Genomic DNA, 21297 nt, shown 5'->3' on the forward strand with positions numbered 1-21297 from the left:
AGTCCCCTTCAGGGGATTTAGGGGTGACATAAAATGATATTTTATTACAAATTGAAACTAACGTTGTTCTGATGTTTAGTTTTTGGACACCCTCATTTCTATTTCTTGAAAAAGTTGTTCTGAATTACTCAGCTTGTGGCTCTTCAGCAGCTTCTTCAGTTCCTTCAGCTTCAGCCTCAGGAGCTTCTTCACCAGCAGCTTCTGCAGCGGCAGCTTTCGCAGCAGCTTCAGCTTCAGCAGCCAACTCAGCTTTTTGTTTAGCAAGAGATTCAGCTCTGTCAGCATTAATTTTTGCCTCACGGTCCAAAGCAGCTTTATCAGCATCAGCTTTAGCACTAGCCAAACCATCTTTCTTAGCCTGGATTTTACCTTCTTTCTCAGTTAACCAAGCATTGAAGCGTTTTTCAGCTTCAGCCTCATCGAAAGCACCTTTCTTAACACCTTCCAATAAGTGCTTTTTCATCATCACACCTTTGTACGAAAGAATCGCACGAGCAGTGTCAGTTGGTTGAGCACCATTTGCAAGCCAAGTAAGAGCTTTGTCAAAGTTCAAATTAATAGTAGCAGGATTTGTGTTCGGATTGTAAGAACCAATTCTTTCAATGAACTTTCCATCACGTGGAGCTCTGCTATCTGCAACTACGATGTGGTAGTATGCATACCTTTTACGTCCATGACGTGCCAGTCTGATTTTTACAGGCATAGTATTACGTTTTAATATTTAAACAATTGCAAAAACTCGTTTTGCGGCTGCAAAGATACACTATAAAAATATTTCCACAAAGCCCTCATTCACAATAATTCATTAAAATATAGTTTTATACAGCTCTTGTGAATAAACTGTTGACTAAATGGAAGAATATAAACTTCCTTTTCCAGCCTAAAAACGTAACTTCGCAGTATGGCTATAAAGCCAATCAGGTTGGATTTTTAATAAGTGTAGTTGCATGTATTTTTTAGTATTCGATACCGAAACCACAGGTTTACCCAAGAAGTTTAAAGCTCCGTTAAACGATTTTGACAACTGGCCCAGAATGATTCAACTGGCCTGGCAATGTCACGATCTAGAAGGAAATCTGTTGTTTGCCAAAAACCATGTGATCACACCCGATGGCTTTACCATTCCTGAAGATGTCATAGCTGTACATGGCATCAGCAATGAGATTGCTCATGAAAAAGGGGTTCCTCTTAAACAGGCTCTCGAAGATTTTATTACAGACATTAAACAAGCTAAATTCATCATAGGGCACAACGTTGAGTTTGATATCAACATAGTTGGTTCAGAACTGCTTCGTTGCGAAATGGAGGAGATAATGACTACTTCACCCAGCTTGTGTACCAAGGATGAGAGTACTGAGTATTGTGGACTTCGCAATAAAAGCGGATCGATTAAACCCCCGACATTAACTGAATTACATATTAAGCTCTTTAATGAGCCATTTCCTGAGGCCCACAATGCTGCTGCCGACGTTGAATATACTACCCGATGTTTTCTTGAACTGGTAAGAATTGGTGCTATTTCAAACCAAAGACTACAGATGTCTGAAGGTCAGATTCAGGCTTTCAAACAAAACAACCCGGCCCCCATTCAACCAGCAGGAATTAAATATGAGTCATTCAAGATTAATACCTTTGATGACATCTCCATCGAAGAGGAAGAACGAAAATTAAAAGAAGCTGCAGCTAATGCTCAGTCACATTCTTTCGTCCATCTTCATGTTCACTCACAATATTCCATCCTTGATGGTGCTGCCAAAACAGCTGATCTGGCCGCCAAGGCTGTGGAAGATAACATGCCTGCTGTGGCACTAACAGATCATGGAGGCATGTTCGGCATTAAAGAATTTCATGTTGCCTGCACAAAAGCCGGAGTAAAGCCTATTTTAGGAGTGGAAGCTTATGTTGCCCGAAGAGGTCATTTGCGCAAAGATGACAAGACAGATGCCGGTGGACACCACATAATACTGCTGGCAAAAAACTACAAAGGATATCAAAATCTTTTAAAACTGACATCCATTGCGCATACTACAGGTATGTATTACAAGCCACGTATCGATAAAGAACTGATTGAAAAATATCACGAAGGAGTAATTGCTTTAAGTGCCTGCCTGGGTGGCGAAGTAGCCCAGAATATAATGGCCGGAAATTTTGATAAGGCAAAAGAAATAATCCTTTGGTATAAAAATATTTTTGGCGACGATTATTACCTCGAAATGATGCGTCATAAAAACGATGATCCTCGTTTACGAATTGACGTATGGGAAAATCAGGTTAAAGTAAATAAAATGCTTCGCGAGTTTGCAGAGGAACTTAATGTTAAGCTGGTTGCCACTAACGATGTTCATTTTGTTGAACCTGGTCATGCCGAAGCACACGACGTATTGGTTTGTTTAAGCACTGGTCGTGATTATGATGACCCAACACGCATGCGTTACACCAAACAGGAATGGTTCAAAACCACTCAGGAAATGAACGAACTGTTTGCCGATATACCGGAAGCTTTGTCTAATACCATTGAGATTGCCAATAAAGTTGAAAACTTTGAGTTAAATGCCAATCCTATCATGCCACCTTTCGATATCCCAAAAGAATTTGGAACACTCGAAAGCTATGGCAAAAAATATACTGAAGAGAATTTAATTGAAGAATTTGGTGCTGAAAGATATGAGAAGTTAGGTGGTTACGACAAAGTCCTTCCAATTAAGCTGGAATCCGATTATCTTGAATACCTGACATTTGAAGGATGTAAAATAAGATATGGTGATAACCCGGAGGAGCATGTAACAGACCGGCTTAAATTTGAGTTGGAAACGATCAAGACGATGGGTTTCCCTGGTTACTTCCTGATTGTTCAGGATTTCATCAACTGGGCAAAAAACAATGGTGTACTGGTTGGTCCGGGGCGTGGTTCGGCAGCCGGTGCAGCCGTAGCATACTGCGTAGGAATTACTGATGTTGACCCCATTAAATACGACTTACTGTTTGAGCGCTTCCTGAATCCGGATCGAATATCAATGCCCGATGTCGATATCGACTTTGATGACGATGGTCGGCAGGCTGTACTGGATTACGTAACCCATAAATACGGACAGGATAAGGTAGCTCATATTTGTACCTTCGGTACCATGGCTACCAAAAGTTCGATAAAGGATGTTGCCCGTGTTCTTCGTTTGGACTTGTCGGAAGCAAACAGACTGGCCAAGATGGTACCGGAAGCACCCAAAATGAGTTTCAAAAAAGCTTATAAAGAGGAGCCTGAATTACTAAAAGAAAAAGATTCACCCAACCCATTGATTGCAAAAACCATGCAGTTTGCAGAGGCTCTGGAAGGGTCTGTTCGGCAAACCGGTGTGCATGCCTGTGGTGTTCTGATTGGCAAAAACCCTCTGGAAGAACATCTCCCGGTAATGCCAACAAAAGGTGAAGAGTTGCTTACCACCCAATACGACGGCCGTTTTGTTGAAGACATTGGCCTGTTGAAAATGGACTTTCTGGGCCTAAAAACACTTTCTATCATTAAGGAAGTTCTGGGAAATATTAAACTATCGAAGGGAATTGATGTTGACATCAATCATGTGGATCTGGAAGATGAAGAAACATTTAAACTTTTCAGTCGAGGTGAGACAACAGCCATTTTCCAGTTTGAGTCTCCGGGGATGAAAAAGCACCTTCGTGCTCTTCAACCTAACCGGTTTGAAGACCTGGTTGCCATGAACGCATTATACCGCCCGGGTCCGATGGAATATATCCCATCATTTATTGCCCGTAAGCATGGCAGGGAAGAGATTGTTTACGATCACCCAATGATGGAACCGTATCTGAAGGATACATACGGTATTACAGTTTACCAGGAACAGGTAATGCTTCAGTCGAGAGCACTAGGTGGATTTACCCGTGGTGATTCCGACTCACTGCGTAAAGCCATGGGTAAAAAGATCATGGCCATGATGGATAAACTAAAAACCAAGTTTATCGATGGCTGTCTGGGCAGTGAAGAATTTGTTCAGGCATGTAAAGATGGCAAGACCACCAATAAAGATCCACAAAAGCTTATCGATAAGATCTGGTCTGACTGGGAAGCCTTCGCCAGTTATGCTTTTAATAAATCACACTCCGTTTGTTATGCTTATGTAGCATACCAGACCGGTTATTTAAAAGCACACTATCCTGCTGAATTTATGGCTGGTGTATTAAGTCGCAACCTTAGCGACATCACCAAGATTACTAACTTCATGGAGGAGTGCCGTAATATGGGGATGGAGGTTCTTGGTCCGGATGTAAATGAAAGTTACCGTAAATTTACTGTAAACAAAAGCGGAGCCATTCGATTTGGAATGGCCGGTATCAAAGGCGTTGGTGAAGGTGCTGTAGAAGCCATTATCAAAGAACGAGAACAGAATGGCCCATTTAAGGATATATATGATTTTGTAGAACGTCTTCCTCTTACAACTGTTAATAAAAAGAACATAGAAGCTCTGGCTTATGCAGGTGCATTTGATAACCTGGGCAATTATCACAGGGCTCAGTTTTTTGTTCCTCTTCCTAACGAAGATACCGCTTTTATTGAGAATTTAATTCGTTACGGGAACCGATATCAAGCTGATTTAGCAACTTCGCAAAACTCATTATTTGGAGCTATCGGTGGTGCGGTGGAGATCAAAAAACCTGATATGCCAAATTGTGAACCCTTCTCCAACATTGAAAAGCTCAACAAGGAGAAAGACTTTATTGGCATTTACCTCTCAGCCCATCCACTCGACGACTACAAGTTGGAACTAACTCATTTCATCCAGAACAACCTAAAGCAACTGGAAGATCTGGAAGCAATGAAAGGTCGTGACATAAGCCTTGGAGGAATGGTTGTTAACATGCGCAGAGGAACAACCAAAAAAGGAAATCCATTTGGCATTATGACTCTTGAAGATTATAGCGGCTCTTATGAATTTGCCTTTTTTGGTCAAGATTTCACCGAGTACATGCCATATCTGGAGATAGGTTATTTTATTATACTGAAAGGCCGCGTGCAAGAGCGTAAGTTCAACAAAGACGAATTAGAAGTTAAGATCAACCATATATCTTTTTTAAGCGAATTGCGTGAGAAAATGGTAAGTACCATTACTTTACAGGTCCCTTTAAAGTCCATCACTCAGGAATTAATTACTGAAATGTCGGCTCTTTTGAATAAGAATGAAGGAAATGTGACGCTTAAATTCCAGGTAATTGATAACGAAAGTAAAAACAGTGTTCAACTTCTGTCTCGAACAATGAGAATTGATTTATCCGATGAATTGGTTCGGTATATTGAAGAACATCCCGACGTCACAATGAACATTGCATAGCCCTAAATGTTGTTCTTTGCATATTAGGCACATATGGAAAAAAAGTATATTTTTGGAATGAAAGAACTTATTTTTGATAACTTTGTGCTTTCATACACATACGAGAATAGTTAAAATTATTAATCATATTAAGAAAACAGATTTGCTATGTTGATTGAAGTTACTGATGCGAATTTTGAAGAGGTTGTCTTGAAATCAGACAAGCCTGTTTTGGTTGATTTCTGGGCTGAATGGTGTGGCCCTTGTAGGATGATTACTCCAATTGTTAAAGAATTATCTGAAGAATATGCAGAAACTGCAGTTATCACCAAAATGGATGTAGATAATAATCCTGAAACTTCAGTGAAGTTTGGCATCCGAAATATCCCAACCATTCTATTTTTCAAAAACGGAGAGGTTGTTGATAAACAAGTTGGCGCAAGCCCAAAAACAATACTGGCATCTAAATTAGATGCTCTGGTATAGTTCGACATAAAAGAAATATGGGCTGTCAGAACTGGCAGCCTTTTTTATATCCACACAAGACAAACTATCATGAAAAACCTATCAATTATTTTAACACTGAGTATTTTTGTTCTTTCCGGGTGTCAGTTTTTTGCCCCTGAAACTTCAACAAATACATCGGGAAATAAAAATCCTGATGGTACAGTCATCAAGAAAACAAACTTTAACAACGATCCATCTGCACCAGTAGAATGGGAAACGACCTATAAATTAATGGAAGATGGTCCGGCTGTTAAACATGGTTTAGCAAAGAGATACTACAAAACAGGTAAACTTGCCGAAACATTTAATTACGTAAACAATAAAAAAGAAGGTTTACGCACCACCTATCATGGTAATGGTAAAGTGTACAAAGAACAAATGTACAAAAACGATCGTTTGGACGGCATTTGTAAACGTTACGACAGAGATGGAAACCTGGTGGCTGAATACCCATATAAAGGTGGACTTCCTGGAGTTGGATTAAAGGAATACACCAACCTAGGTGTTGAACGTCCTGCACCAGTTCTTTCAATAAAAGAAGAAAATAACATTCGAACAAGTAACAACTACATTATTACATGTTCGCTTGTTGGAGAGGCCGCAAGTAAAATCAAATCAGTTGATTTCTACCACGGAGACTTAATTGAAGGAAAATACTACCACAAAAACCTAACTCCACTACGTCCAATTTCTGACACTAAAGGTCAGTTAACGATTAATGTTCCTAAAGGAGCATCGTTAAATAAATCATTGAACTTTGTTGCTGTTGCAAAAACAAAAGACGGATTAACATACATACTTCAAAAGAAAATTGCTGTTGATGTTCGTGGAGTTTAGTAAGAAAAGTAAAAAATAACTACATAAAAAAAGCGTCCAAAATTGGACGCTTTTTTATGTAATTATTTAATTACAAAATCATATTTACCCCATCTACATTTGCTATATTATGCAATCCGCAACATCCAACAAGCCTTTCTCTAATACTTCTCGCATAATCTCATTATAAGCATTAATAAAGGTTTTTGAGCTCTCGTAAAATATTCGGCAGCAATCTATCAAACTACTGCCTTCTTACTAATAACGAACAAACTTATAACCTATCCTAATATCATTCCAACAATAGTAGCAGAAAGAAGCGAAGCAAGTGTACCCGCTAATAAAGCTCTGAAACCATATTTTGACAAGAACTCTCTTTTATTTGGAGCTAATCCTCCAATTCCACCAATCTGAATACCAATAGAAGCAAAATTGGCAAATCCACACAACATATATGTTGCCATTAATATTGATTTTGTATCAGTAAGAACGCCTGATGTTTTAAACTCTGCCAAACTGGTATAACCCACAAATTCACTGGCAATTAATTTCTCTCCCAATAACTGCCCCACTAATGCTATATCCTGCGATGGAACACCAATCAACCACATTAATGGCGCCAATCCATATCCGAGAATAAATTCAAGATTAAAATGCTGGTATTGACCATTAGTCATTTCAGCAATTGCAGTATTTAAACTGGTCCACTGTCCCACTTTATCAAAACCGTAGTTAATCAAGGCTATAAAAGCAAAGAACACCAACAACATGGCACCTACATTGGCTGCAAGCTTCAAGCCTTCAGTAGTTCCGTTACTCATTGCATCAAGTATGTTGCTACCAATTTTATCCATTGATATTTTTACTTCCGACTCAATTTCTTCTGTTTGAGGAACCAATACTTTGGCTACCACAATAGCTCCAGGAGCAGCCATCACTGAAGCAGTTAATAAATGCTTGGCAAACATCAATCGTTGTACAGGATCATCTCCACCTAAGAATCCGATGTATGCAGCCAAAACCCCACCGGCAACCGTTGCCATACCACCGACCATCACCAAAAACATTTCAGATGTATTCATCTTTGGCAAATAGGCTTTAATCATAAGAGGAGCCTCTGTCTGTCCTAAAAAGATATTACCTGCAACAGACAAACTCTCAGCACCTGATAATTTTAATGCCCGAGTCATCAACCAGGCTAAAGCCCAAACAATTTTTTGTATCACCCCTAAATAAAACAAAACACTGGTTAGTGCTGAAAAGAATATGATGGTTGGTAAAATCTGGAATGCGAAAATATATCCAAAGGATGATGAATCTAGTAAGCCTCCTAATAAAAACTCAGCTCCTACTTTGGTAAAATCAAGAACCAACGTAAATAACTTCCCAAAAAATTCAAACATGCTTTGAACAAAAGGCACATATAAAACACATACAGCCAAAAGCACCTGGATCACCAAACCGATCCCTACTACTTTCCACGAAATGGCCTTTCGGTTAATACTAAACAACCAGGCGATGCCAATAATAGCAACCATTCCTAATAATCCACGAAGGATTGTTAAAAAACTAAATGAGGCACCGGGTTCAACCACACTTTGTAAGGCAGGCGTTTGTGCCGACACTATTTGCATAGCAACCAGTGCCAACAAGGTAAAAATCACTTTCTTCATCGGAAGATTTTATAAATGTAAAAAGGGTGAACAATTCACCCTGCTTTATTCTTAAAACTTAATAATTATCGTTATTCTTCTTCTCGGGAATTAATTTCATCCCTAATATCAGAAGCTCTTTCATAGTCCTCCCCTTCAATGGCTTCCTGCAATAGTTTTTTTAGCTCCTCAATACTTTTCTCTTTGTATTTTTCAGCTGAAACAGGCTTTGTAGTAGAGGTCTTTTTTACAGGTTGTTCTTCTTTACTATCAAAATCAAGTACTATACCTGCTTTTTCAATTATGCTCTCGTAAGTGTAAATCGGGCACTCAAAACGAAGAGCCAAGGCAACAGCATCAGAAGTTCTTGAATCAATATGCAACTGCTCTTCTCCTCTTTGACAAATCAATTCAGAATAAAATATACCTTCTTCCAGTTTATAAATTACTACCTCAAGTATTTCTATTTCGAACGATTTTGAAAAATTTAAAAACAGATCGTGTGTCAAAGGACGAGGCGGCTCAAGGCCTTCTAATTTAATTGCTATTGATTGCGCTTCTACACCCCCAATTATTATAGGAATTCTTCGGTCTCCTTCCTCCTCTGCCAACACTAACGCATAGGCTCCCGATTGAGTTTGACTGTATGATAATCCTAAAATATTGAGCTTAACCTTTTTATTACTCATAAAACAATTGTTTCTTCACCTTAAAAACCACTAAACAAGGCGAATTCTAAATACAAATGGTATACCAAAACAAATATAGTAATTACTTTTAAACTAAAGGAGGTTAGATTTTGAATTAAAAACCTGATATATGTGTTTGAATATTATAAAAATCTAATTTTCAGCATAAGTAAAGTAAATTTGTTTGTGTGATGCAATATTTTTTTATACTTTTGCACTCCATTGAATCTTGCGGGGTAGAAAAAGTGGCTGATTTTAGTGTTAAAGCCCACCTCCTGGATAGAACCATAAATAATTGGTGATATGTACGCAGTTGTTGATATTGCTGGACAGCAATTCAAAGTAGAAAAAGACAGAAAGATCTTTGTGCATCGATTGAGTGCAGAGGAAGGTTCCTCTGTAGAATTTGAAAAAGTACTTTTGCTTGACAATGAAGGAGATGTTAAAATTGGCGCTCCGGTGTTGGAAGGTGCAAAAGTAACAGCTAAAGTATTATCTCACGTAAAAGGAGATAAAGTGATCGTTTTCAAAAAGAAACGTAGAAAAACTTTCAAGAAGAAAAACGGACACCGTCAGTACTTTACACAAATTCAAATCGAAGAAATCGTAGGTTGATAACTCAAAAAAATTAGAATAAGATGGCACATAAGAAAGGCGTCGGTAGTTCGAAGAACGGTAGAGAGTCGGAAAGTAAACGACTAGGCGTAAAAATCTATGGCGGTCAAGCTGCCAAAGCTGGTAACATTTTAGTTCGTCAGCGCGGAACTCAGCACCATCCAGGCGAAAACGTTGGTATTGGTAAAGACCACACTTTATTCGCTTTGATCAACGGTAAAGTTGAGTTCACAAAGAAAAGAAACAACCGATCTTACGTATCAGTAGTTCCATTTGCTGAATAAGATCGCTGAAAGCACAATTAAATCTCCTGTTTTTATTACTTTCGTGATGAATTCAGGAGATTTTTTTATCCAATTAATTGAAGAAGTATGTTGACCTTAAAATTCATTCAAGAACAAAAGGATGAAGTCATCAAACGTCTTAAAGTAAAGCGTTTTGATGCAACCGAAATTATAGAGGAAATAATCCGTCTCGATAACGAGCGTAAATCCACCCAGGCTCAGGTGGAAACCTTACAAGCTGAAATGAACAGCTTATCTAAGGAAATTGGACAACTTTTTAAGAGCGGGCAAGTTGAAGAGGCAAACAAGGCTAAAGCCAAAACCGGTGAATTAAAGGATAGTATCAAAGAATTGGATAATAAACTTTCCGAAACCACAACCCAGCTTAACAACCAGTTGGTTCAATTACCAAATGTACCCAATGAATTGGTTCCGGAAGGGAAAGGAGAGGAAGACAATGTTGAAGTAAAAAACGGTGGTAAGATTCCTGAATTACACAATGCCGTTCCTCACTGGGATTTAATTAAGCAATACGACCTGATTGATTTTGAATTAGGCACCAAAATAACCGGTGCGGGTTTTCCAGTATACAAAGGCAAAGGAGCACGTTTACAACGTGCATTAATCAACTTCTTTTTAGATGAAGCTGTTAAAGCCGGATATATGGAAGTTCTGCCTCCATTAGTTGTAAACGAGGATTCAGGTTTTGGAACAGGACAGTTGCCTGACAAGGAAGGTCAGATGTATCATGTTACGGCTGATAATCTTTACCTGATCCCTACTGCCGAAGTACCGGTAACCAACCTTTATCGCGATGTAATTCTAAAGGCTTCTGAAATGCCTATTAAAAACTGTGCTTATTCAGCTTGCTTCCGACGTGAAGCAGGTTCATGGGGAGCACACGTTCGTGGATTGAATCGTTTACATCAATTCGACAAAGTAGAGATTGTTCAGGTTGCCCATCCTTCTAATTCATATGAAGTATTGGAACAGATGGTTGCTCATGTACAAACATTAGTAGAAAAGCTTGAATTACCTTGGCGCATTCTTCGTCTATGTGGTGGCGACATCAGTTTCACTTCTGCTTTAACATACGATTTTGAAGTATATTCTGCAGCCCAGGAACGCTGGCTGGAAGTTAGCTCTGTCTCAAATTTTGAAAGTTACCAGGCAAATCGCTTGAAGCTTCGATATAAAGAAGATGGAGAAAAGAAAACTCAGCTGGCTCACACATTAAACGGAAGTGCATTGGCATTGCCGCGTATTATGGCTGCCTTGCTTGAAAACAACCAAACAGAAGAAGGCATTCGTATTCCTGAAGTACTTGTGCCATATACTGGCTTCGATATCATTAAGTAATTAATATATACATGGCGGGATAAATTTATTCCGCCTATATTTTTATTTTATGTTTATTTTCAACACTACTTTTTCTGTACAAAACACAGCCATTAATAACTGGCGAACATGGATGGACAGAAACTATTTACCAACCATGCAGGATATGATTCAAGGAATTCGGGTTGAATTATACGAAGTAATGGCTGTGATTCATGATGACAGCACCAACTTCTCCTGTCAACTACTTTGTAAATCACCAGAGGAGCTGGAAACGATTAATAAATACAATACTATTTTAATGGATAATCTATCAGGTCATCTGGGAGAGAAATGTCTTCATTTTAGCTCTATCCTAAAAGAAATTTAGGCTTGCCACAAGAACGAATCATATTAGGTATTGACCCGGGAACAACTGTAATGGGTTACGGAGTTATTAAGGTTGAAGGTAAATCAGCCCACCTGGTAACATTAGGAGTTCTTGAACTACATAAATATACCGATCACTATCTTAAACTTCAAAAGATTTTTGAGCGTGTAGTTGGACTGGTTGACAGCTACCACCCTGATGAATTGGCCATTGAAGCACCTTTCTATGGTAAAAATGTTCAATCGATGCTGAAGCTTGGGCGTGCCCAGGGAGTTGCTATGGCAGCCGCCTTATCACGATCGGTGCCCATCTTTGAATATGCTCCTCTTAAAATTAAACAGGCAATTACCGGTAATGGGCGTGCATCAAAAGAACAGGTGGCAATCCTACTTAAACAAATGCTCAAATTAAAAGAAATTCCCGAATATCTGGATGCAACTGATGGACTCGCAGCTGCCTATTGCCACTTTCTTCAAAATCAGAAGTTACAACTTACAGGTGGCGTCAAAAGCTGGAAAGAATTTATTAACAAAAATCCAGGCAGGATAAAAAAATAGGGCTGCTTCAAAAGAAACAGCCCTCTATATCATAACACCTTAATTTACAAGGCTTCTTTTATCTTCTCTGCAATTACAATAAATTCTTCCTGCGAGTATTTAAGTTTAGGCTTTGAGAAACTAAGATCTGTCTCTGCCTGCAAAGGAACAAGATGAATGTGTGCATGAGGAACTTCCAATCCTAATACAGCCACACCAACACGTTTACATTCAATCACTTTTTTCTGAGCCAATGCAATCTTTTTAGCAAACACCATCATATCTGCTAGAAGCTCATCTTCCAAATCAAACAAATAATCAGTTTCCTGCTTTGGAATAACTAAAGTATGACCTTCAGACAGTGGATTAATGTCTAAAAACGCAAAAAAGCGATCATCTTCAGCTATCTTGTAACAAGGAATTTCTCCGTTTATAATGCGAGTGAAAATTGTTGGCATGCCTAATCTTTTTACAATGAAATTTCAATCACCTCAAAAGTCATCAAACCTGATGGCACCTGAATATCAACCTGATCTCCAACTTTCTTACCAAGTAATCCTTTAGCAATTGGGGTCTCAATTGAGATTTTACCTTCTTTCAGGTTTGCTTCACTTTCAGGAACCAGCGTATACGTCATGGTAGCATTATTCTTAAGGTTCTTAATTTTAACCTTATTCAAAAGCTGAACCTTTGAAGTGTCCAGTTTTGATTCATCCAAAATACGGCTGTTTGCAATAGTATCTTTCAGTTTTGCAATTCGCATTTCCAACAATCCCTGTGCTTCTTTGGCTGCATCATATTCGGCATTCTCAGACAAATCACCTTTATCTCTGGCTTCAGCAATCTGCCTTGAGATAGATGGACGTTCAACAGTTTCCATATGGTGCAACTCTTCCCTAAGTTTCTTTAAACCTGATTCGGTTACATATTGTATTGACATTTTTTCTTTTTTAAAGTTTTCAGTATGACCTAAAAAAACAAAAGAATCCCGATTACCTCAGAACTCTTTCGTACAAATATACGAAAGTTTAGCTCAACCACAAATTAAAATATTATCGACAACTTTTTAATTAACTGCTAAATAGCTCATTGTCATTGGTAGGGACGATTGAGTATTTCGGAGTAGATAACAGCCTTTCTCATATCTACCTCCTCAACATCAAAGATAAAAGGATCGTGCTCTTCTTCGGTATTTATCACCTCCAAGGGCTCTATACTTCTTTTAACAATCGGTTTAGCAACGTTTTTAGCAAATGGCTTTATTTCTGTTTTTGGCTTTTCAAAGACCGGCTGGGGTTTTGGAACTTTGGGTTTAGAAAACATTTCCCGAATCTCTTCCATCAATGGCTCCTCTTCATCCAATGGATCATATGGATTGGACGATTCAGAACCAGGCCTTGGCACATTCTTCTTGGCTTGTTGTGCTTTACGAATCACACTAAAAACCAATGCGCCTAACATCACCAGTACATATAATATATCACCAAAATCATCCATAACTAATCAATATAAGCATCTACTATTCTAAAGCATGATTGCATATGCTTTTTGATAACTGAACAGAATTTCTCTAACAATTACAAAAAAGCAAGCTTAAATTTAAGAGGGTTAAGATGATTCTCAAAATTTATTTGATGATTTCTTTAACTAATCTTAATTTTTTAGTGATTTACAACATAAAAGATATATTTGCACGTTTAATACTCATCAGGGTAAAAAATATAAAAATGAGAAAGTTCTGGATAGTTGGGGTAATGTTATTGATATCTATTGCATGCAACAAGGATCGTTATAATCCTATTCCCAATATTTCGTTTTACGGAACCATTAATCTTGAATTACCACAATATAACTACACCTCATTTGTAGTTAAATATGCAGGCAATGTTAAATTAGGGCATAATGGAGTTGTTGTATTGAAGCTTTCGAATTCGAACTACGACATTTCTGCTTTTGATTTGATGTGCCCACATGAACACGATGTTCCCGGATACTTTTACACCGAATTAGAAACTAATGGTGATGTGGAAGTTACTTGTCCACATTGTGGTTCTGTTTTTAGTTTAGCCAGTGGAAACCCGATTGAAGGTCCTGCTCAATACGGTTTGAGGCAATACCAAACAAACTTAAATGGCAACTACCTCACTATCTCCAACTAGGATTTTCATAGAATAAAAAAGCCCATCTTCCGATGAGCTTTATTGATAATATCTTTATACAATTAGTATCTGTAATGTTCAGGTTTGAATGGACCATCTGCACTTATTCCCAAATAGGAAGCCTGCTCATCAGTTAATCGAGTTAATTTAACTCCTAATTTACCAAGATGTAATCGGGCTACTTCCTCATCTAAATGTTTAGGAAGTGTATAAACCCCTACTTCATAATCATTTTGCCACAATTCCAATTGGGCCAATGTTTGGTTTGTAAATGAATTACTCATTACAAAACTTGGATGACCAGTTGCATTACCAAGATTCACCAAACGACCACGTGACAATAAAATAATTGCGTGACCATCAGGGAAACGGAACATATCAACCTGAGGCTTGATATTGATCTCTTCAATTCCCGGGAATTTCTCAAGTTTCTCAACCTGAATTTCGTTATCGAAGTGACCTATATTACATACAATAGCCTGATCTTTCATTCCTTCAAGATGCTCAATACGGATCACATCTTTATTTCCTGTTGTTGTAACATAAATATCTCCTTCTGCCAAGGCATCTTCAACAGTTGAAACTTCGTAACCTTCCATAGCTGCCTGCAAAGCACAGATCGGATCAATTTCGGTAACAATTACTCGCGCACCAAAACCACGCATACTTTGCGCACAACCTTTACCTACATCACCGTAACCACAAACAACAACTGTTTTACCGGCTACCATCACATCAGTACCACGCTTAATTCCATCAGCCAAACTCTCGCGACAACCATACAAGTTATCAAACTTCGATTTTGTAACAGAGTCATTAACATTTATAGCAGGAAAAAGCAACTCACCTTTTTCCTTCATCTGGTACAAACGATGAACTCCTGTAGTAGTTTCTTCACTTACTCCTTTTAGTCCTTTGGCTACATTTGACCAACGTTGAGGATCTGCTTCGAATGTGCTTTTTACAATTGCGATTAATTCTTTGTAATCTTCACCTTCGTTACTGTAATCGGCATCAAGGAAAGAAGCATCATTTAAAGCCTGAGCTCCTTTGTGAATCATTAAAGTAGCATCACCACCATCGTCTACGATCAAATCAGGTCCTTGTCCGTTACCAAAATCCAAAGCACGCTCGGTACACCACCAGTACTCTTTTAATGTTTCACCTTTCCAGGCAAAAACCGGCACTCCGGCCTTAGCAATGGCAGCAGCAGCATGATCTTGAGTACTATATATATTACAGCTGCACCATCTTACTGATGCGCCTAAATCAACTAAAGTTTCGATAAGAACAGCAGTTTGAATAGTCATATGTAACGACCCCATCACTTTAGCACCCTTCAAAGGCTTTTCTTTACCGTATTTGTCGCGCAGAGCCATCAATCCCGGCATTTCCTTCTCTGCAATTTCAATTTCTTTACGGCCATAATCGGCCTGACTAAGGTCAGCAACCTTAAAGTCTACTTTATCTGTTACTATATCTGCCATCTTTCTATTTTTAGGACTGCAAAATTACAAAATAATTGCGAATTAACTATTTAGAAACACTTTAAGAAGTCAATTGAAAACGTAACAACTTACAAAGTCTCCGTTTTATTTACAATTGACCGGATGGTTTGTTCATCTTTTTTTAACTGATTGATGAGGGCTTCAACATTTTCAAACTTCATTTCATCACGAACCCTTTGGATAAATTCAATCTGAATCTCCTCAGAATAAATATCACGATGAAAATCAAAAATATGCACTTCCAGAGAGCGGTGATCAACATTATGATTGACCGTAGGACGAAAACCTATATTAAGCATCCCTCCAAATAGCTTACCTTCAACATGCACTGAGCAAGCATAAACACCATCGGGTGGTATAAGCTTAAACGATTCGTTGACTTCAATATTGGCGGTCGGATAACCAATTCGCCTTCCCAACTGCTGACCTCCCATCACACGACCACTTAACAGATAAGGATAGCCTAATATCTGGTTGGCTTTTTCGATATTACCATTCAATAAATGATTACGAATATCGGTTGAACTGGTTTTTAACCCTGCTGTTTCAACAGCCTCAACCTGAGAAATACCAAAGTTATATTTCTCAGCTAATTCGGTATATTTTTCAAATCTTGATTCGCGATCTTTTCCAAAACGATGGTTATAACCCATTAAAAGATGATAAATTCCAATCTTCTGAACCAGAAACTCACTAATAAATTCTTCGGATGTAAGATTCGCCAGTTCTTTTGTGAATGGTATTAAAAGCAGGTGATCAATACCTAACTGACTGAATAATATTGTTCGTTCCTCAGGTGAAGTTAAAAAGCGAAGACTTTCTTTATCCTGGTTTAATACCATTCTTGGATGAGGCCAAAAAGTAATTACCACTGCTTCACCCTTTGACGCCTTTGCTTTTTCAACAAGCTGAGCCAGCAACATACGATGCCCTGTATGCACTCCGTCGAACATACCAATAGTTACAACTGGCCTTGTTGCTTTAAATGTGGATAAATCAGAATGGACTTTCACTTCTTTTGTTTTGCACAAAAATAACAAAAACAACTGCAAGCATAAAAGAAAACAGGTTTGAAACTGGCAATCTAGAAATCCAGCAGTTCTTTAAGCTTCTTATAACCTGTACGACTAACCTTTAATTTACAATCTTTACTGATTACTGCAAGCTGTGTATCTTTATTATATGGTTCCAGCTGCTTTATCTTTTCAACATTTACCACATAGCTTCGATGTATACGAATAAAGTTCTCAGGAGGCAGGTGATCCTCAAAATACTTCATGGTTTTAGCTTTCAGGAAATGCGCATCTGAAGTATATATCATTACATAATCATCCTGAGCTTCAATATACAATATATCTTCCAAAGGAATAACTTCCAGCTTATTGCCTTTCTTAACCACGATACGCTCCAGCTTTTCTTCTGATTGCTCCTGTATTGAATTAATTTGCTGTTGATTACTTTTCTCACCTGTCTCAAGTTTTTGAATCAACTTCTTAACAGCATCTCCAAAACGCTTCTCATTAAAAGGTTTTAACAAATAATCAACCGCATTCAATTCAAAAGCTTTTAATGCATACTGATCGTATGCAGTTGAGAAAACAACCAATACAGGATCGTCAATCACTTCCATTAACTCTAATCCTGTCACTTTTGGCATCTGAATATCCAGGAACATCAAATGAGGTTTATATTCCTTTACTGACTTTAATGCTTCAAAACCATTAGAACACTCATCAACCACTTCAATATTTTCCCATCTTTTGAGATAAGATTTAATGATATTCCTTGCCAATGGTTCATCATCAACAATTAAAGCTCTATAAATATTACTCATCAAACACCATATTTATTTTGAATTCTTCTGTGGAATTCTGAGTGAAACTTCAAAATAACCATTTTCTTTATTTACTGTCAATAAATCAGTCCGCCCGTATACCAATCGAAGCCGATCCCTGACATTATCCAACCCTACACCTTCACCTTTTCTGCTTCTCAGGGCCTCTTCATCAAAATTATTAACCACACTAATCTCAAGATCTCCTTCAAGACATCTGCAGAAAGTACGAATCTCAACAGGCTCAACACTTTCATAAACACCATACTTCACTGCATTCTCATATAATGGCTGAAGAATCATGACTGGCAAAACCATATCGTAACAGGTTGAAGGCACATCTGAAGTACTTGTTAATCTATCTCCAAACCTTACCTTTTCAATCTCCAGATATCTTTCTACATTTTTCAATTCCTCTTTGAGCGGAAGAACTTTCTCTTCATTTTTCTTTAATGAATAACGAAGAAATTCAGAAAGCTTATTAATCATTTCCCTTGCATCATCTGAATTGGATATGGTAAGAGCACTTATGCTATTTAAGCTGTTAAACAGGAAATGAGGATTCAGTTGAGATTTTAAAGCTTTCAGTTCTGATTCGCGTAGCAAACGATTCAATTTTTCCTGACTTCTGTTCTTCTCATCCAACTCTTCGTAGAACTTAAACATATAATAAATGAGCACAAACAACAAGTATTGAAAGGCGCCAACCACTATTCTTATAATGTAAGCACGCTGATTGAAAATAATATCTAACTCCTCCTTACTAAAGCTAAATTGTAAGATCAATTTACCCATTAACAACCATAGTCCAACAATTACAATACCTGCAATCAAAAACTGCATAAAAGTATTCCATTGCCCCTTATTTTTATCGATATACAATACCGGATACCAGATACTCAGTCCGATAAAAAACATTAAACTATTAAATACAAGACCATCAGCAATTAGTAACTTCAGGTTCAGGTCATATATCAGCCAATCCACAAGAGAATGAAGCACCGCGATAAGAACCCATACTACGGTATAAAATTTAAAAATTCTTGATTGACTAACTATTGGATGGATCATCAGCGTATTTATTTTACATTGATAATTAATTCATTACAACATAGGAACTCAAAGTGGTTATTTTAGAAATTTCTTAATTCACCTCCACCAAAAATTGCAACTCCTTTAATATACAATGTTTTTGAAGGATCTGACACTGTTTCATTATAGTAGGTTCTTTTATCAGCAAAACCACCAAAAATCGAAACCACTTCAGTTTTAACATTCCAACCTCGAGGTACGATCAGCTTTGCACCACCAAATATGGTTACCATCTCAAGTACAGCACCCTCATCAGAAAGTTGACATCTTTCCAAATTAATTTCACTTCCTCCGAATACAGCCGTTATTTTTCCACCTTTAAAATTATTGGATTCAATCTGACTTACTCCACCTCCAAATACATTCACCTCATCAATAATTTCATCTGAATTTGATGTAATATGGTTATGAGGTAATAATGGTTTTCGTTTAAAATAAATGCTAACTCCTATGAGTACTAATAATAATGGCCAGAACTTAAATACATCGCGAAAATCAACAAAAGGAAATAAATCAGGAATAATAAAAAAACCACCAATCGATAACAGAATGATTGCAGAAGTAAATTCCTTTTTCAACAAATTAAACAAACCAAAAGCAACCAAAATCATTGGCCACGTAAACAGAACACTACTTATTTCATATGGCAATATGTCTAATGTTCCTAATAATAAAACTATACCGATAGCGATAAAAAATAACCCTACCAAACCACGATGTCCGCCTCTGCTTTTTTGGTGTTCACTATGACTAAAATCTTTCATGATATTTTTTTTAAAATGTTTATACTAAAATATCAGGTTGTTACGTTATAAAAAACGAATAATCGGCCAACTACGAATTTAATGCGGTGAGTTACGAAAGGGGTATAATAATTCTTTCATTTTAGTTGGCAATTCCTTAAATTTATTCGTCAATTATAGTAACATATGGAAAATTTTGACTATCCAAAATCTTCAAACACCCTATCCATCGCCGGACTCGCCCTCTCCGTTATGGCTTTCGTTATAGCCTTAATTCCTTGTTTTGGAATGATCGCTTTTTTACCGGCATTGTTAGGTTTAGTTTTTGCATTAATTGGTTTAGCCCAACAGGAAAAACACAGAACCCCCAAAAGCATTGCCATTGTTGGTATTGTGATGAGCACAACTTCATTGCTTATTGCCGGGGCCTGGACCGGAATCATCTCCTCTCTTTCGGAACATGCCGATGATCGCGTTAAAGAACATGTTGAGTTTATTATCGATGACATCAAAAAGGATCTGAAAGATGCCAACATTCACATTAAAATAGAAGAGCACAGCTTAAGTGATGAAGAAATCGATCAAATTGCTGAAGATGCCGAAGCTGCAGGTGAAGTTGCAAAAGAAATTGTTACCGAAATTTTAAAAGGATTTAGGTCAATTGATATTAAATCCAATAACAAAACCATCACCATAAAGATTCCCCGAGACGAATTGACTTTAGAAGAACTGGATGAACTTGAGCATGAACTGGATAAACTGGAAAAGGAAATGCAAGAGCTCATCGAAGATTTTTCTATAACTCTCGAAGTCAGAAAGAATGAATAAAGGCAGCAATATTGGAGATTGGAGACTTTTTCAGTTCTTTTTACTGATTGGATTGAGTATTGGCCTCTTATATCCCTTGTTAAGCTTCAAAGGCATAACGGAAGTAAGTTGCCCTTTTAATCATCTAACCTCCGAACCGTGTCCTTCATGCGGCCTATCCAGAGCATGGAACCTGCTTTATAACGGGCAGTTTGAGCAGGCATTGGAAGCTAATCCCAATGCCTACCGATTACTAATGCTTTTAATTCTTCAAATAATATGGAGAGGCTATCTGATTGTTAAAGCCGTAAGTGGAAAACCAATTATAATCTGGGATTTTATCATCACTATTTCATCTGTTGCCTTACTTGCCGGCCCTTATTTAAAGGACCTTCTTCGATTTGTTATCAGTAATTACTCCTGATTACTTCTCTTCTCGATTATACATAAAGGCTCTCCACCTTTCTTCAGGTAAATTAGCTTCTTCGAGTGCTGCACGCGAAAGACTAAAAAACAAATCAGACAAACGATTGATGAATAATAGTATCGATCGCTCTACTTTATGTTGATTATGCAAACCAATCAGCTTACGTTCACCTCTTCTCAACTGAGTTCGAACAACATGACAAAGAGCCGAAATTTCATTGCCCCCAGGTAAAATAAAATAATCTGATTTACTGCTTAATGAATTCTCTATTTCATCAATCCATTTCTCACAAAAAACATCCATCCCATCTGGTAATGGCATTTTATTTTTTCCTTTCAATTCCTCAGGTGTTGCCAGATGCGACATGGTATTCATTAACTCAACCTGTATTTGGTGCAGTTTATCCTGCCAGCTGTGATTCGAATCCAATCTGGTTCGAAGTAATCCAATGAATGAATTCACCTCATCAAAGGTTCCGTAGGTATCTACCCTGATATCATCTTTACTTACTCTTACTCCTCCAAGTAATCCCGTCTGACCTCTGTCTCCTGTTTTAGTATATATCTTCATAATGTAATTATTTCTTCAAAGTCCTCGTCAAT

The 21297-nt window shown here is 37.7% G+C and carries 23 protein-coding genes; 11 read left to right on the top strand and 12 right to left on the bottom strand.

Going from position 1 to position 21297, the window contains the following annotated elements; translation table 11 throughout:
• Positions 1-124 precede the first annotated feature (124 nt).
• Complete coding sequence (locus tag ACRD62_RS03590) at positions 125-703, bottom strand: 30S ribosomal protein S16 (protein WP_430818754.1); 579 nt, start codon at positions 701-703, stop codon at positions 125-127.
• A 244-nt stretch (positions 704-947) separates the two neighbouring features.
• Here ACRD62_RS03590 and dnaE point away from each other — a divergent pair, with 244 nt between their 5' ends.
• The 3 genes from dnaE (at position 948) to ACRD62_RS03605 (ending at position 6662) form a co-directional block, all read left to right on the top strand.
• Positions 948-5339 carry a DNA polymerase III subunit alpha gene (dnaE, locus tag ACRD62_RS03595; RefSeq protein ID WP_430818755.1) on the top strand — a complete coding sequence of 1464 codons (4392 nt, stop codon included), beginning with the start codon at positions 948-950 and terminating at the stop codon, positions 5337-5339.
• A gap of 147 nt (positions 5340-5486) precedes the next feature.
• Positions 5487-5804, top strand: coding sequence for a thioredoxin (trxA, locus tag ACRD62_RS03600; protein ID WP_321407499.1), 318 nt, complete (start codon positions 5487-5489; stop codon positions 5802-5804).
• A gap of 69 nt (positions 5805-5873) precedes the next feature.
• Entirely contained in the window at positions 5874-6662 is a 789-nt protein-coding gene (locus tag ACRD62_RS03605) for a toxin-antitoxin system YwqK family antitoxin (RefSeq protein ID WP_430818756.1), read from the top strand.
• 260 nt (positions 6663-6922) lie between these two features.
• Here ACRD62_RS03605 and ACRD62_RS03610 read toward each other — a convergent pair whose 3' ends face one another.
• Positions 6923-8314, bottom strand: a complete 1392-nt coding sequence (locus ACRD62_RS03610) for a NupC/NupG family nucleoside CNT transporter (RefSeq protein WP_430818757.1) — start codon at positions 8312-8314, stop codon at positions 6923-6925.
• A gap of 71 nt (positions 8315-8385) precedes the next feature.
• Positions 8386-8982: a bifunctional nuclease family protein gene (locus ACRD62_RS03615; RefSeq protein ID WP_430818758.1), complete on the bottom strand. Its 597-nt coding sequence runs from the start codon at positions 8980-8982 to the stop codon at positions 8386-8388.
• Positions 8983-9285: 303 nt separating this feature from the next.
• Between ACRD62_RS03615 and rplU the strand changes: the two genes are divergently transcribed.
• From rplU to ruvC, 5 genes are all read left to right on the top strand, one after another.
• Complete coding sequence (gene rplU / locus ACRD62_RS03620; protein ID WP_321407492.1) at positions 9286-9597, top strand: 50S ribosomal protein L21; 312 nt, start codon at positions 9286-9288, stop codon at positions 9595-9597.
• A gap of 23 nt (positions 9598-9620) precedes the next feature.
• Positions 9621-9881 (top strand): 50S ribosomal protein L27, encoded by a 261-nt coding sequence (gene rpmA / locus ACRD62_RS03625; protein ID WP_319400187.1) that lies wholly within the window; start codon positions 9621-9623, stop codon positions 9879-9881.
• 87 nt (positions 9882-9968) lie between these two features.
• Positions 9969-11240 carry a serine--tRNA ligase gene (gene serS / locus ACRD62_RS03630; protein WP_430818759.1) on the top strand — a complete coding sequence of 424 codons (1272 nt, stop codon included), beginning with the start codon at positions 9969-9971 and terminating at the stop codon, positions 11238-11240.
• 49 nt (positions 11241-11289) lie between these two features.
• The gene (locus ACRD62_RS03635; protein WP_430818760.1) at positions 11290-11589 is read left to right on the top strand and encodes a DUF4286 family protein; all 300 of its coding nucleotides are present in this window, start codon (positions 11290-11292) and stop codon (positions 11587-11589) included.
• A 2-nt stretch (positions 11590-11591) separates the two neighbouring features.
• A complete protein-coding gene (gene ruvC / locus ACRD62_RS03640) occupies positions 11592-12146 on the top strand; it encodes a crossover junction endodeoxyribonuclease RuvC (RefSeq protein ID WP_321407483.1) in 555 nt (184 codons plus the stop codon).
• 44 nt (positions 12147-12190) lie between these two features.
• On the opposite strand, the gene ACRD62_RS03645 is transcribed toward ruvC, so the two are convergent.
• The 3 genes from ACRD62_RS03645 to ACRD62_RS03655 form a co-directional block, all read right to left on the bottom strand.
• A complete protein-coding gene (locus tag ACRD62_RS03645) occupies positions 12191-12583 on the bottom strand; it encodes an HIT family protein (protein WP_430818761.1) in 393 nt (130 codons plus the stop codon).
• 11 nt (positions 12584-12594) lie between these two features.
• Entirely contained in the window at positions 12595-13065 is a 471-nt protein-coding gene (greA, locus tag ACRD62_RS03650) for a transcription elongation factor GreA (RefSeq protein ID WP_430818763.1), read from the bottom strand.
• A gap of 152 nt (positions 13066-13217) precedes the next feature.
• Positions 13218-13622, bottom strand: coding sequence for a hypothetical protein (locus ACRD62_RS03655; RefSeq protein WP_430818764.1), 405 nt, complete (start codon positions 13620-13622; stop codon positions 13218-13220).
• A gap of 230 nt (positions 13623-13852) precedes the next feature.
• Here ACRD62_RS03655 and ACRD62_RS03660 point away from each other — a divergent pair, with 230 nt between their 5' ends.
• Entirely contained in the window at positions 13853-14284 is a 432-nt protein-coding gene (locus ACRD62_RS03660; protein ID WP_430818765.1) for a Rieske (2Fe-2S) protein, read from the top strand.
• Between the two features lie 62 nt (positions 14285-14346).
• On the opposite strand, the gene ahcY is transcribed toward ACRD62_RS03660, so the two are convergent.
• The 5 genes from ahcY to ACRD62_RS03685 all read right to left on the bottom strand — a co-directional run bounded on the left by ahcY (position 14347) and on the right by ACRD62_RS03685 (position 19482).
• Positions 14347-15771: an adenosylhomocysteinase gene (gene ahcY / locus ACRD62_RS03665; protein ID WP_430818766.1), complete on the bottom strand. Its 1425-nt coding sequence runs from the start codon at positions 15769-15771 to the stop codon at positions 14347-14349.
• An 89-nt stretch (positions 15772-15860) separates the two neighbouring features.
• Positions 15861-16805, bottom strand: coding sequence for a bifunctional riboflavin kinase/FAD synthetase (locus ACRD62_RS03670; protein ID WP_430818767.1), 945 nt, complete (start codon positions 16803-16805; stop codon positions 15861-15863).
• A gap of 71 nt (positions 16806-16876) precedes the next feature.
• Positions 16877-17626, bottom strand: coding sequence for a LytR/AlgR family response regulator transcription factor (locus ACRD62_RS03675; protein WP_430818768.1), 750 nt, complete (start codon positions 17624-17626; stop codon positions 16877-16879).
• Positions 17627-17638: 12 nt separating this feature from the next.
• Positions 17639-18697 (bottom strand): sensor histidine kinase, encoded by a 1059-nt coding sequence (locus tag ACRD62_RS03680; protein ID WP_430818769.1) that lies wholly within the window; start codon positions 18695-18697, stop codon positions 17639-17641.
• Between the two features lie 62 nt (positions 18698-18759).
• Positions 18760-19482 (bottom strand): LiaF transmembrane domain-containing protein, encoded by a 723-nt coding sequence (locus ACRD62_RS03685; protein WP_430818770.1) that lies wholly within the window; start codon positions 19480-19482, stop codon positions 18760-18762.
• Positions 19483-19647: 165 nt separating this feature from the next.
• On the opposite strand from ACRD62_RS03685, the gene ACRD62_RS03690 reads away from it, so the two are divergent.
• Both ACRD62_RS03690 and ACRD62_RS03695 read left to right on the top strand, forming a co-directional pair.
• Positions 19648-20289: a hypothetical protein gene (locus ACRD62_RS03690; RefSeq protein ID WP_430818771.1), complete on the top strand. Its 642-nt coding sequence runs from the start codon at positions 19648-19650 to the stop codon at positions 20287-20289.
• Positions 20282-20692, top strand: coding sequence for a DUF2752 domain-containing protein (locus ACRD62_RS03695; protein ID WP_430818772.1), 411 nt, complete (start codon positions 20282-20284; stop codon positions 20690-20692). The genes ACRD62_RS03690 and ACRD62_RS03695 overlap by 8 nt, the downstream gene beginning before the upstream one ends.
• On the opposite strand, the gene ACRD62_RS03700 is transcribed toward ACRD62_RS03695, so the two are convergent.
• Positions 20693-21265, bottom strand: a complete 573-nt coding sequence (locus tag ACRD62_RS03700) for a cob(I)yrinic acid a,c-diamide adenosyltransferase (protein WP_430818773.1) — start codon at positions 21263-21265, stop codon at positions 20693-20695. It lies immediately after the preceding gene.
• Positions 21266-21297: the final 32 nt, after the last annotated feature.

It is taken from the genome of Carboxylicivirga caseinilyticus (genome assembly GCF_050589785.1).
GTDB classification, from domain to species: domain Bacteria; phylum Bacteroidota; class Bacteroidia; order Bacteroidales; family Marinilabiliaceae; genus Carboxylicivirga; species Carboxylicivirga caseinilyticus.